This window comes from Nostoc sp. (assembly GCF_036917195.1).
Classification (GTDB): Bacteria; Cyanobacteriota; Cyanobacteriia; order Cyanobacteriales; family Nostocaceae; genus Nostoc.
The window spans coordinates 59,474-72,747 of sequence record NZ_JBALDG010000065.1; the positions used below are offsets into that span (position 1 = coordinate 59,474).

General features: G+C 39.6%; 10 protein-coding genes and 1 pseudogene. 8 read left to right on the plus strand and 3 right to left on the minus strand.

The window, feature by feature from the left end:
* Positions 1–418: 418 nt before the first annotated feature.
* From V7K40_RS20250 to V7K40_RS20285, 8 genes are all read left to right on the plus strand, one after another.
* Complete coding sequence (locus V7K40_RS20250; protein ID WP_334962808.1) at positions 419–1,000, plus strand: KaiA family protein; 582 nt, start codon at positions 419–421, stop codon at positions 998–1,000.
* Positions 1,001–1,104: 104 nt separating this feature from the next.
* Positions 1,105–1,419 carry a circadian clock protein KaiB gene (gene kaiB / locus V7K40_RS20255; RefSeq protein ID WP_334962810.1) on the plus strand — a complete coding sequence of 105 codons (315 nt, stop codon included), beginning with the start codon at positions 1,105–1,107 and terminating at the stop codon, positions 1,417–1,419.
* Between the two features lie 251 nt (positions 1,420–1,670).
* Positions 1,671–3,233 carry a circadian clock protein KaiC gene (gene kaiC / locus V7K40_RS20260; RefSeq protein ID WP_334962812.1) on the plus strand — a complete coding sequence of 521 codons (1,563 nt, stop codon included), beginning with the start codon at positions 1,671–1,673 and terminating at the stop codon, positions 3,231–3,233.
* 103 nt (positions 3,234–3,336) lie between these two features.
* Positions 3,337–5,577, plus strand: coding sequence for a TolC family protein (locus V7K40_RS20265; RefSeq protein WP_334962814.1), 2,241 nt, complete (start codon positions 3,337–3,339; stop codon positions 5,575–5,577).
* A gap of 654 nt (positions 5,578–6,231) precedes the next feature.
* Positions 6,232–6,609 (plus strand): hypothetical protein, encoded by a 378-nt coding sequence (locus tag V7K40_RS20270; RefSeq protein WP_334962816.1) that lies wholly within the window; start codon positions 6,232–6,234, stop codon positions 6,607–6,609.
* 233 nt (positions 6,610–6,842) lie between these two features.
* Positions 6,843–7,349, plus strand: coding sequence for a hypothetical protein (locus tag V7K40_RS20275; RefSeq protein WP_273763224.1), 507 nt, complete (start codon positions 6,843–6,845; stop codon positions 7,347–7,349).
* A 78-nt stretch (positions 7,350–7,427) separates the two neighbouring features.
* On the plus strand, positions 7,428–7,751 hold the full coding sequence (locus V7K40_RS20280) for a GNAT family N-acetyltransferase (protein WP_334962818.1): 324 nt from the start codon (positions 7,428–7,430) through the stop codon (positions 7,749–7,751).
* Positions 7,752–7,789: 38 nt separating this feature from the next.
* Positions 7,790–8,569, plus strand: coding sequence for a photosystem II S4 domain protein (locus tag V7K40_RS20285; protein WP_334962820.1), 780 nt, complete (start codon positions 7,790–7,792; stop codon positions 8,567–8,569).
* A gap of 1,499 nt (positions 8,570–10,068) precedes the next feature.
* On the opposite strand, the gene V7K40_RS20290 is transcribed toward V7K40_RS20285, so the two are convergent.
* The 3 genes and pseudogenes from V7K40_RS20290 to V7K40_RS20300 all read right to left on the minus strand — a co-directional run bounded on the left by V7K40_RS20290 (position 10,069) and on the right by V7K40_RS20300 (position 13,272).
* On the minus strand, positions 10,069–10,845 hold the full coding sequence (locus V7K40_RS20290) for an SDR family oxidoreductase (protein ID WP_334962822.1): 777 nt from the start codon (positions 10,843–10,845) through the stop codon (positions 10,069–10,071).
* A gap of 626 nt (positions 10,846–11,471) precedes the next feature.
* Positions 11,472–12,029 (minus strand): annotated as a pseudogene (locus tag V7K40_RS20295) (hypothetical protein).
* 637 nt (positions 12,030–12,666) lie between these two features.
* The gene (locus tag V7K40_RS20300; RefSeq protein ID WP_334962856.1) at positions 12,667–13,272 is read right to left on the minus strand and encodes an exopolysaccharide biosynthesis protein; all 606 of its coding nucleotides are present in this window, start codon (positions 13,270–13,272) and stop codon (positions 12,667–12,669) included.
* Positions 13,273–13,274 lie beyond the last annotated feature (2 nt).

The following is a 13,274-nucleotide window of genomic DNA, read 5'->3' on the forward strand; positions in this document are numbered from 1 at the left end:
CTCATCGATAGCGACGGCTACAACAATTATGGCCCCAAAGGTTCGCTTTAGAACCTTGAGGAATTATAATGATTTAGAATGCGACAATCCTTTAAGTTCGTTTAAGTATCTTATCAAGGAGCAAAATAAAAAATTTATCTATTTATTTATATACATAGATGAGATACAAATAATAAATTAGCTACTCTGTCTTGTTATGCCGACAGATACCTGATCATCAAAGACCTACTAAGTCCTACCATTCAGTTGCTGCACTATGTTATTTAGTGGCTAGCACTATCTGTTAACACAGAGCGTTATTTTTTTGGGGTCGAATCAACAGTTTACTCTACATCCAGTATTACCATAGAAGCGTTAGCCAAACTTATCAGCTCACGTTTCTTGGTCAGGGCGATTAAGGAGATGTATTCAAGAATAGATGTTATTACCGATATTGATTCTGCAACCTGATGTTAATAAATGTTTAAATAATCCAGTTGACTTAGACAACCAAAAAGGTTTGAGCAGGTGGGTGTGGAAATTTATTGACGAGATTATTGCCCAATTTTACTACCTACCTATTGTTGCAACTACCTCTGGAAAAATCAACTATTTACCAAATTGGCTGCAACCAAATCCAAATAAGGCATACGCTGACAAGTACGTCTATGTATTTGCCAGCCACACCCAAAAAAGCCAACAGCATTTTCAGGAGATGACTCCAGCAGAACGGCAAGGATTATTAAGACAGCTTAAGTCAGATTACAGCCTAATTCTTATAAATTATTTTACCACAGACAAAACACTCAAAGAAAAAATTGATAAATTTATAAATATTATATTTTATGCTAATATTCCTGTGCCACAAATCATCGAAATTCACATGGAGGTAATTGAAGAATTTTCTAATCAGCTAAAATTAGAAGGAAGGAGCAATGAAACGTTACTTGATTACCGCCTGACGTTAATAGAGATCCTGGCTCACCTATGCGAAGTCTATAGGAGTTCGATTTATAAATAAATTAAATTTATTGATGTTTAACTTGGAACAAGCTACTGCTGTTAGTTAGTCCAAATGCGCGAACATATATTGTATTTTTATTATAATGACTAGGCATTAAGTATATGAATAAAGCCAAAAAAAACTACGTTCTCAAGCTTTATGTAGCAGGTAACACCCTGAATTCAGTCCGGGCATTAAAAACACTCAAAGATATTTTAGAACAGGAGTTTGAAGGTGTTTATGCTTTAAAAGTGATCGACGTACTGAAAAGCCCACAACTGGCGGAAGAAGATAAAATATTGGCGACGCCGACATTATCTAAAATTTTGCCTCCACCCGTTCGCAAAATTATCGGGGATCTTTCAGATAGAGAAAGAGTATTAATTGGATTAGATTTGCTCTATGAAGAACTGAGTGAAGAAGATTTTGAAGAGTAAAATAATTAATGATGCAAGAGAGCATTTATAAAGTAAATTTTAACTGTGTAAGGTAGGGGTGTTAGAGCGTAGCGCAACGCACCATTTATCTCGTTGCGTTCCGGCAAAATAATTTACTTTCGCTATCTTAAGTCAGATTGTGCCGTAACACACTCTACTTAATATGAAAGTTTCTAAATAGTCTCGAAAAAAATTGAATCTCAAATTTAATAATAAAAAAACAGTTTTTAATCCCCTTTTGTTATCAAGCAATGAGTGAAAACGAGCAACTAGAACCAAAGCAACCACCGAGAATTAGGGGTATAGAAAAAATTCGCACGATGATCGAAGGGTTTGACGACATTACTCATGGTGGTTTACCAATTGGTAGAACTACCTTGATTAGCGGCACATCTGGCACAGGCAAAACTTTATTCTCTCTTCAGTTCCTCTATAACGGTATCACCTACTTTGATGAAGCAGGAGTATTTGTTACCTTTGAAGAATCACCCAGTGATATTATTAAAAATGCCCATGTTTTTGGTTGGAACTTGCCACGCTTAATCGAAGAAGGCAAGTTGTTTATTCTTGATGCATCTCCCGATCCAGAAGGTCAAGATATCGTTGGTAATTTTGACCTTTCTGCACTAATTGAGCGTCTGCAATATGCCATTCGCAAATACAAAGCTAAACGAGTTTCAATAGATTCAATAACAGCGGTATTTCAGCAGTATGAAGCGATGGGAGTAGTGCGACGCGAGATTTTTCGCCTGGTAGCACGTCTCAAACTACTAAGTGTCACCACTGTGATTACCACTGAACGTAGTGAAGAATATGGCCTCGTTGCCTCTTTTGGTGTGGAAGAATTTGTTTCCGATAATGTAGCAATTGTTCGCAACGCTTTAGAAGGAGAACGCCGCCGTCGCACAATTGAAATTCTCAAGTTGCGCGGCACAACTCATATGAAAGGCGAATATCCTTTCACGATTACTAATGAAGGAGTTAACATCTTCCCACTGGGAGCAATGCGTTTAACTCAACGGTCTTCTAATGTCAGGGTATCTTCTGGTGTCAAAACCTTAGATGAAATGTGCGGTGGTGGTTTCTTTAAAGATTCAATTATTTTGGCGACAGGAGCTACAGGTACTGGCAAAACCCTCTTAGTCAGTAAGTTTATTCAAGATGGCTGCCTCAATGGAGAACAGGCAATATTATTTGCTTATGAAGAATCACGCGCCCAACTATCTCGCAATGCTTCCTCTTGGGGGATTGATTTTGAAGAATTAGAGGATCAAGGTTTACTCAAAATAATCTGTACTTATCCTGAATCAACTGGTTTAGAAGACCACTTACAAATTATTAAATCCGAAATTGCTGTCTTCAAACCAGCTCGCATCGCCATTGATTCTTTATCAGCACTAGCTAGAGGAGTGAGCAATAATGCATTTCGGCAGTTTGTGATTGGTGTGACGGGTTATGCTAAACAAGAAGAAATTACTGGTTTCTTTACCAACACAACTGACCAATTTCTAGGAGCGCATTCGATTACTGACTCTCATATCTCCACGATTACCGACACAATTATCATGTTACAGTACGTAGAAATTCGCGGAGAAATGTCGCGGGCAATTAACGTGTTCAAAATGAGAGGGTCTTGGCATGATAAGGGCATTCGTGAGTATAATATCACTGCTGATGGTCCCGACATTAAAGATTCTTTCCGGAACTACGAACGGATTATCAGCGGTGCTCCTACTCGCGTTAGTATCGATGAAAAGGCGGAACTTTCTCGCATTGTTAGACGTTTTGAAGACAAACAGAGTTCCGAACCCTGAATTTAGTATCGTAGTATATTCTTTCCTAAATTTAGTATCGTGCTATATTCTGTGGTGAAGAAAGGTTTTCTGCCGCTAGATTGATTTTCGTGTGAGGGATGCGGTGAAAGGACAGCAATTATTCTATAGCTTCTTGCCTGGTGTGACGGCAGCGGTCTTAACAACTCAGCCTGTTTGGGCTGGTACTGGGAAACTAACTGAGGTACATCTGGCGTCTTCTCCTAGTGTTTTGACTTCTAGTTATGGTCAAGACTTGGTTGTGGACATCATGAATACCCAACTGCCTAACGGTGCAGATGTTAGTACTCCAACCCAAGTACCTGTTTTTGGTTTCACTAAACTTAGCATGAAGCCTTTAAGTAATAACAGTATTCCAGTGTTCACGATTGGAAATACTGTTGTGCCAATAAAACAACTACTTAAGAAAGATGAAGGTAGATTTTTCAGTTTGACACCTACCTCTAATCCTTCCCAACAGCTTGATGTCAGTCGTTCTGCTCCAAATAATCAAAAACAGAGTAATTCAAGCGCTTATGGGGATAAATCAAAGAGGATAGTAGTTCCCAACTACACTTCAAAATCCCCTTCTGTCCAAAAAGAAATTTTGTCCCTGTTTTCTGTCCAGCAGCCAGTGGTTCAAAAGCTAAATACTGTTACTCAGTTGCAAACATTTTTAGAAACTTCAGCCATAGGTGTAGGAGCAGCAAAACTGCTGTCAGCGCAGACGTGTCCACAGGAGTTGAGAAAAAGTAAGACTGACTCCTTGACTAATTTGCTACTGGCCTCAAGCACTTGCTTACAAAAAAGTGCTATTGGCCGCGTCGCTCAGAGTAATACTCCGATTCCGACAGATTCGACACCAACTCCCACTGTGCCAGAAACTGTAACTCCTGTACCAGGGGGTTCAGTGCTACCTCCCATTGTACCGACAACCGTAATTCCTGCACCAGGGGGTTCAGTGCAACCTCCAACTGTGCCGAGAACCGTAACTCCTGTGCCATCAGGACCAGTGCAAATTCCTGATAACCTGATTCCTAGCTCAAATCCTCTGCAATTTCCCACCAAACCAGAGGAAGTGACATTTCAGGGAAATCAGCCGATTACTTTGGCACAGGCTCTGGAGCTAGCACGGCGTAATAATCGGGATTTACAGGTATCCCAATTCGAGCTAGAACGCAATAAAGCGGCTTTACGCGAGGCGCAAGCTGCTTTATTGCCCACTCTGGGAATTAGCACTGGTCTTAGTCGTAGTCAGTCTTCTAGTGGTCAGCTTCAGGACGAATTAAACAGGCAAAATCCGTTCGCCGCTAAACAAGATCGACCTAATACATCTTTTACCGGTCAAGCACAACTTTCATATAACCTTTATAGTTCTGGGAGAGTGCAAGCACAAATCAGAGCAGCTGAAGAACAGGTACGTTTCTATGAGTTGGCTGTAGAAACTCAGTTTGAGACAATCCGTTTGAATGTTGCCACTGACTACTACAATCTGCAACAAGCGGATGAACAAGTACGTATTGCCCAGTCAGCTGTGCTGAACTCCGAAGCTAGTTTGCGTGATGCAGAAGCTTTAGAGCGAGCTGGGGTTGGTACTCGCTTCGATGTGCTACGCTCTCAGGTAAATTTAGCAAATGCCCAACAAGATTTGACTAATGCTAGATCCCAGCAGGCAATTGCCCGTCGTCAATTAGCAACTCGGATAAGTTTGCCGCAGGCGATAAATATCAGTGCCGCTGACCCTGTACAGTTAGCTGGTCTTTGGAACCCAACGCTAGAACAAAGTATTGTGCTGGCTTATCAAAATCGTCCAGAACTGCAACAGCAGCTAGCACAACGCAATACCAGTGAGCAACAGCGTAGGCAGGCCCTTGCGGAACTGGGTCCTCAAATTAGTTTGGTCGCCAGCTACGACCTGCTAGATCAGTTCAATGATAATGTCAGCGTTACTGATGGTTATTCATTGGGAGTTCAGGCAACCCTAAATTTGTATGATGGAGGAGCAGCAAGAGCAAGGGCAGATCAGCAGAAAGCTAATATTGCGATCGCAGAAACTCAATTTGCTGAACAGCGTAACCAAATTCGCTTTCAGGTAGAACAAGCCTATTCTACCCAGCAATCTAGTTTGGAAAATGTTCAAACCGCTAATACCGCTTTAGAACAAGCTAGAGAAGCTCTACGTTTAGCGCGTTTGCGATTCCAAGCTGGTGTAGGTACTCAAACTGATGTAATTAACTCTGAAAACGACCTCACACAAGCTGAAGGTAATCGAGTCAGAGCAATTTTGGATTACAACCGCGCTTTAGCTCAGTTACAACGGTCTGTTACCCTCAGAGCACTACGCTAATTAGCCGAAACTCAACTGTCAATACTTTTGACTGCTGTTGTGTTTTGTAATGCACTTTGCACCTGCCCTCAAGGCATTACAAAGTCCAGTAGTATTTCTGCTCGAAAGCTCCTACAAGCCTCATTTTTCAGTAAACACATTGATAAAATGAGGCTTTTTAGTAATAAAAGCAGTAATGGAAATTTTTATTTTTTAGAAGTCCTTTAGCGATCGCTTGTGGATGATAATTCAATACAGTTTAGTTAAAAATTTCTTCCTTCTCTTTGCCACAGCAGGGCGGTTGGGGGGATCTAAGACTGAAATTTTTAGCAATAAGCAAGAGTTAATGATATTTTTTCCAGTCTATTGAGAATAGACTACTATTATTGATATGATGCGGTCGCCCTGCGATGGTTTTGGGTTGACAAAAGGATTCGTTTGCGATCGCGTACCCACCCAAACTAAATAATCGCACAAGAGTTTAGTTGCAAGAAAGTTACTCGAAAAGCAAATTTTATTGTGGTTCTCAACACGTTGTCAAAAACGCCACTATTCATAAAAAGTCTCAAACCAAGACTTTTATCAACAGGGCTATTGTATTAGTCAAAATTGGACTAACATAACTGAGTGTTCGTAGTTTACCGCCGTAGGCATCGCTTGCCTTGTCAAAGACTCATGACTAAAGTAACATCTCAAGAAATTGCACAGTTTCGCTCTCAATTGGCAGATGATCCCAGCGATATGGAAGCGCTGGATTTGATTGAAGACTGTGATGGAGATTTAGAAGATGCGGCAATGACGCTAGCTATCCGAGCCGGACAACAACCAGAAAGAGCAAATTCCGAGTGGTTAGATGCCTTGGCTAGAAAATGGCGTGTGGTCATTTGCGAACAAGAATATCGAGAAGATTTGCTTAATACTTCACTTCAAAAAATGATGGAACATCTAAAAGCAACACCGACGTTTCCTAAGATTTTGGCAACGCCAGTTTTGATTTATGTCCTCAAGCATGGCGTGAACAATTTTTGTGAGCCACTAGATTCGCTAAAGTGAGCAGCCCATGTATATTTAACTTGTATTATAACGGTTTGCAGTTGAGTTGAATACAAACCTAACCCCCAATCCCAACCCTTGTAGCGTTGGGGAGTAAGAATCAAAGCCTCTCCAAACTCCTGTACAGAGGCGATTAATCGCGTCTCTACTCCTACCCAATGCAAGATTGATTCCACCAGGACTGATACGCTGTTAATTAAGGCAAAACTTTTATTAGACAAATTGTAAAATCAATGAATTACCTTGTTGCCGTATTACCAGACCGCATTCAAGCCGAAGCTGCTTACTTAGCTTTAGAAGAAGAAGGCATAAACAGTACTATCCTGGGGAAGGGATATAAAACGGCTGACGAGTTTGGCTTAATTGACCCCAAAGACCAAGCCAAAAAGCAAGCACAACTGATGGCAACCTGGCTGATACCATTTGGCTTTTTTGCAGGTTTTACATTCAGCCTGATCACTGGTTTAGATACTTTTGCCTGGGCGGGTGAAGTTGGCAATCACATTATTGGTGGACTGCTGGGTGCTGCTAGTGGTGCTATGGGTGGTGTTTTAGTGGGTGGCGGAGTCGGTTTACTCGTGGGTAGTGGTGATGCATTACCTTATCGCAATCGCTTAGATGCGGGTAAATACTTAGTTGCCGTTCAAGGTTCTGAAACTCTCACTCGGCAAGCAACCCGAATATTACGTCAGTTTGATCCAGAAAATATCCAAGGTTATGCTGACACAAGTAGCGTGTAATGAATCATAGTTTATACATTACGACACAGCGACTTGAGTTGCTTCCCTGTTATTGGTAAATGATCTTTCCCAGTTGGGTTGGGGTGTCTGGCTAATGATTCATATGCCGATTCTACTTTAATTGGCGATTTGGGTTTTATTGACAAACCCGATCAAACAGGAATTGGAGAAATCGGTTATGAAGTGCTATCAGCTTATCACCAGAAGGGATTTGCTATTGAGGCAGCAGAAGCACTGATCTATTTTGCCTTTACTTTGCGAGAACTTAAGAGAATTATTGCTCAATCTTCAGACAATCATGGTGCCTCGATTCGCATTCTGAAAAAATTAGGAATGGAACAAATTGGTAGAGATGAAAACCTGCTCAAATGGGAATTAAAGTTAGAATCAAGACAGTTTTAGCAGATGAATTCTCAACTCATAACTCATAATTTTTAAGAATGTTGCCACGAGAAGAACTTTTAAAAGGTGTTGAAAATCGAGATAGTGTAGCTCGTGTAATTGATCAAGCAGAGCAAGCCATCAAAACTTGGGAAGTGGTTTTGACAGATTTTCTATCTCCCCCAGAATTGGTGGAAATTCAACGGGTGTTTAACCGATTAACAGAAGTGCAATTAGTTGTGTGGGGCGGATATCCACAAGCTGAACGCCAAAGAATTGCGATCGCTCGTTCGGAACTTCCCTTAGATCAATCTCAAGTCAGCCTTGTCGCTGTGGAAATTGCTGGTAATTTCCTGTTTGATACCGCCTCTCACCGAGACTTTTTAGGCGCAATGTTGGGAACGGGAATTGTTCGGGAAAAAACGGGAGACATTATAGTTTTGGGAGAACGGGGGGCGCAGGCGATTGTCGCACCAGAGTTGGTAGAATTTTTGGAAATGAGTCTTAAACAGGTGCGATCGGTTCCTGTGAAAACTCAACAGATTGAGGTAACTGAATTAAAGGTTCGGGAACCCAAGAAAAAAGAATTAACTACTGTGGAGGCTTCTTTGCGATTAGATGCGATCGCATCTGCTGGTTTTGGCATGTCCCGCAGCAAAATGGTTGATTTCATTGATGCTGGTGATGTCCGCGTTAATTGGAAGGAAGTTACTCAAGCTAGTTCTCAAGTAAAATCCGGCGACTTAATCGCTATTCGCTCTAAAGGGCGTTTAGAAGTTGGGGAAATCGCCGTTACAAAAAAAGACCGCTACCGAGTTCAATTAACAAGATATATCTAATAAGTGAGGAGTAAGAAGTAAGTAGTTAAAAGTGAGGAGTAAGTAGTTAAAAGTCAAGAGTTTTAAATTTACCACTTTCTTGAACTCCTAACTCCTAACTATATACTTATATAACATATGTAAATATTCTTCGCAAAAACCCTAGTGTTCCTATTTTTACAGCTAAATTTTCGTGGTAAATAAGCGAGCGCCACTTCATGATTAACACAACTTTTAAAGTATAAATGTCACTTTTAGCACTTGATTAAGTTTTGCGTTATGCAAATGCATACGCAGTATATCGCTGGATATTCCTGAAATTCGTCGTCAACTAGAAGCTTTATTTAACACATAATTCCATCTTTTGGCTGCTTAATACTGCATTTAATAGGAGTATTTTTATGACTTTTATCACTTCTAAATTTTATCTACCTATGGATTCTATTGTTATTTAAATAAAAAGTGTTTAATAAAGTTAGCAAATATCTAGTGTAGGTAAAAAATGAAAGGTTTCAAGAAGCTATCCTCAATAGTAGTATTGCTATTTGCCTTCGCCTATCCACCGTTATTAGCTGAAGCAAAGGCTAGTTCTGTGATTAGCTCCCTTAATAAAGAAAGTGTTGCAACACAGACAAACTTAGTTGAAGGTCAAACCGGAGAGCTATTGATTGCTCAAAGGCGCTATAGATCGCGTGGCTATTATGGAGGCTCACGCTATAGATCACGTGGCTATTATGGAGGCTCACGCTATAGATCACGTGGCTATTATGGAGGCTCACGCTATAGATCACGTGGCTATTATGGAGGCTCACGCTATAGATCACGTGGCTATTATGGACGTCCATCAAGATCAGGGATCTATATCCGACTGTAGTAAAAACCTCTAGAGCGGAATGGCACTAAGAAAAGCCGAAATCTTGTCTATAAATGGGTGTTGGGGGGTGGCTGATTGGGTGTAGTGTTTAAGACAATTGAATTTTAGTACATCAAAGAGAACTTTGTCTTCTAAGCGATCGCACGACTGAGATCATCTGTCTAAAAGTTTATGGACACACACTACACAGGCGTTTTAAGTCTTCTAGCTTCACGTTTTTAACTTGTTTATAGGTCATAGATGTCACCTCATTCTCACCGACTTATCTTATCTCACTGAGGACTTTTGCAAGAAGTCTAATGTATCGGCTTGCAATGTTAATGCAGCCGATGCATTATTAATACATCGACTTGTAAAAATTAACCCACCATACGTTAGGAAGCAGTTCTAAAAGCCTTGTGTGTACACGGTAGCTCTTAAAAAGGCTTGCTCTAATTTCCTTCTTTTTTAGAGGGTTATACTATTTCTTTGTGAGGCTGCGCCAAATTTTCTTGGCTTCTTATTCTTTCCTTCTTTGTGTCCTACCCTGCGGTCAGCCACAACTCTTGGAGACGCTTCGCGTAGCTTGCTTCTCCGTAGGAGTACGTGTATATGCGTCCTTTGCGGTTCCTCATTTCGTTTGGCGCATCTTTATACAGAATTGGTATTAGGCTTTAAAATGTTTTGCTAACATATTCAGCAGAAGTTTGCGCGGTACAAGCCGAGATAATTTGCTTCTAAGTTGAGTGTTAGTATCAGAACTAATAACGGTTGGATACCCTTTTTCCAAAGCCTCTAAAGATTCCCAAACTACTTTTTCACAAGAATACACCTTATCTGTACTGCTTGCCAGCGCTGGAGGAAAATTAGCTTCTGCAAAAAAGTTTGTTTCTATTGGCCCTGGACAAGTGACTAAAATACGGACACCATATTGACGATTTTCTGCCCATAGTGCTTCACTAAAGCTGAGGATAAAAGCTTTACTGGCAGCATAAACAGAAAGGTATGGTATCGGTTGAAATGCAGTAATAGAGGATACGTTAATAATACTTCCAGAACGACGTTGCCGCATCAAGGGGAGAAATTTATGTGTTAAATCTACCAATGCCAAAATGTTTAATTGTACGATTTTGACTTGTCTTTCTCCATCCCCTTCAGCAAAGTCGCCGTAGTAACCAAAACCAGCATTGTTGATTAATAAGTCAATAGTTAATCCCTTTAGTTTAGTGGCATCAAATACAGCAGATGCTGCATTAGGTTCTGTAAGGTCTTTGACTATAACATCTACTTGAATTTTGTATTGTTCTTGTAATTGTTTCGCTAATTGGCTTAGTTTCTCTTCGGAACGAGCAACGAGTACAAGATTTGTCTTGCGTGCAGCTAGTTCTTGGGCAAAAGCTTTACCAATACCACTAGAGGCACCAGTAATCAAAGCAGTTGGCATTATACATATTAAGATAGTTTTTAGGCACTTTATAAATTTTAGCTATGCTAGCTATAAGTTTTAACTACCCAAAGTGATATATCCAAAAGGGTAAAAGCAGCACCTAATACTGAAATCTGAGTGGAGGAAGTTTCCACTCAAAACTTCTCCTTCCCTAAGACTTGACTTTTGGAAGCTATATGAATTCTCCAACTACACCAATATGGGAGATTCTTAAATCTTCTTCATCTATATATTGAATAGACGAGTCGATTTTTTCTGGTAGTTCTTTGTCCCTACACGACCATTCAAATACAAATTTAAAGTCCAAGTACTTGAGGTTAGCAAATATGTTCTTCCATTGGCTTCGTCGAATTCGATTTCCCCATCAAGCAAGCTGCACCGTCTTTGTTAGGAGAAGGGTACATAACTTTTAAAGACAGAAGTTGAAACATAGATTTACCATCTTCCCAATCTCAAAAAATGGTTTGTAGGAATTTTTACTAAATCAGCCTAGCCATAGGATCATTCTTGTTGTATAGTTTTTTTTAAGCATAATTATCACTACTTCGCATCTTTTTTCTCAAATAGGATGTTCTAAATAATTATTTTTATAATGACAATTCAAATTCATTTTGAATTGTTAATTACCATTTTTCATACCAATAGATAATTTCTGAAGCTGAACTATTAATAGCAACGCCGTAGCTATCTCCATGATTCCACTTGAAGCCAGGTCTACCTTTGTTATCTGCATTTAATACCAGTATTTCATAAGTAGCTGGAAAAGATTCCGTATGAGAGTCACTGGTGTAGAAGAAAGTTGTCGGCACACCGTTAGGCTGGTTTATGTGGTCGTTTGTGTTACCACCCCTATATTTGTGCTTTGCACTATTTCTGTATTGTGAAAGTAATTTTTCTATCTTGTTTGGTGGCTGTTTCAGCCTAATTTGAAAAAAACTACTTCCTTGCAAAAATTCGGGAGAGTAAGCAATGTGAACGCCTTTGGCATCAGTGGGAATTTCATTAGGAAAATGTTTTACTTGGTCATTATTGGACCATAGTTGATTACGAATTTATTTGTAGCGTGATGTATCAGTTATTATTTTAGGTTCGCTAGTACTGCTAAAATTTCTTCTCATAAAAAAGCTTCCCCCGACAATACTAAGACTAGCAAGGGCTAAGAGAAATTGCGATCGCTTCATCGAGTTGGGTGCTTCTAACTTTTATAGTCATATACCCAACTAATAAACTAAATTCGTACTATTGCGGATATAGTGTCAGAGATATTAACAGAAACTTTGTGTATCCAGCAGGAATTCGGGGTAATTGTAAAATTACTGTGAAGTTGGTCAATGATTACCTAGTCAAAAACCGTAGGTTATCCTGATTGAGGCTAGTACTACTCTTATGGCTAACGAAATCAATTCCACAGCTATCCATTTTTTTTCAATTCTTCCTGATGTAGGAATAATTAAGGCGGATATATAAATAGTAGATGCACCTTAATTAAATTATAGCCCCTAGCTTTTAGCTGAGGGCTTTTTTTATTGCTGATATTTTTGAAGATGGCAATAAAATTTATTTTATTATTATAAGTCTAATTTTCCCGGATATAGCAATCAAGAAAGCGGATTAATAAATGGTAGATGCACCTTAATAAATTACAGCCCTCAGCTTTTAGTTGAAGGCTTTTTTATGGCTGATATTTTTTATTTCATGAAGAAAATAACTTTTTACACAATTTAAATATTCCCGGATATATCAATCAATAAAGCGGATTAATAAATGGTAGATGTACCTTAAAAATTACAGCCCTCAGCTTTTAGTTGAAGGCTTTTATTATTTAAATATAGATGGCAGTAAGCTGGGAGCTAACCATACTGCATAACCAAGAAATCCAAACAGCAAGGTAATTAGGACAGTAATGCCGTAGCTAATGCAAATTAATAAACCGTCAGATTCGATGGTGGCAACAGTCAAAAGTAAAATACCCACAGTGGGGATGGGATTTGTAAACGGAATTGGTAATATTAGTAATACTGTTAAGAAAGAGATACAAAACCCATTAATTCGCCAAATCAAAGGATTATGGGCTATTTTTGCCAATCGGGGACGGGCGATTTTCTGTAAGACTTTGGTAAGACGTCCCAAATTTTGCAAAAGCAACTGGGCAAAGGGACGAGGAAATTTGTAGTTAGCGATTCTTTTCGGTAGCCAAGGCGATCGCCTCCCTAAAACCATTTGCACTGACAACAGTAAACAAGCACCACCAAAAGGGCCAGTTAATCCTGGTGGCATAGGAAATAAAAAGGGCAAAATTAATAATGTAATTACCAGGCTGAACCCTCGTTCTGAGGTTTCTGCCAGAACATCACCTAGAGTCAGCGGTTGTTCAGCTAGGCGTTCTAACAGGGACTTTATATCTTGAGAAAATCTCAGATGCATTT

Coding starts and splice junctions, on each gene's coding strand:
- V7K40_RS20250 (WP_334962808.1), top strand. CDS start 419: ATGTTATTACCGATATTGATTCTGCAACCTGATGTTAATAAATGTTTA.
- kaiB (WP_334962810.1), top strand. CDS start 1,105: ATGAATAAAGCCAAAAAAAACTACGTTCTCAAGCTTTATGTAGCAGGT.
- kaiC (WP_334962812.1), top strand. CDS start 1,671: ATGAGTGAAAACGAGCAACTAGAACCAAAGCAACCACCGAGAATTAGG.
- V7K40_RS20270 (WP_334962816.1), top strand. CDS start 6,232: ATGACTAAAGTAACATCTCAAGAAATTGCACAGTTTCGCTCTCAATTG.
- V7K40_RS20275 (WP_273763224.1), top strand. CDS start 6,843: ATGAATTACCTTGTTGCCGTATTACCAGACCGCATTCAAGCCGAAGCT.
- V7K40_RS20285 (WP_334962820.1), top strand. CDS start 7,790: ATGTTGCCACGAGAAGAACTTTTAAAAGGTGTTGAAAATCGAGATAGT.
- V7K40_RS20290 (WP_334962822.1), bottom strand. CDS start 10,845: ATGCCAACTGCTTTGATTACTGGTGCCTCTAGTGGTATTGGTAAAGCT.
- V7K40_RS20300 (WP_334962856.1), bottom strand. CDS start 13,272: ATGCATCTGAGATTTTCTCAAGATATAAAGTCCCTGTTAGAACGCCTA.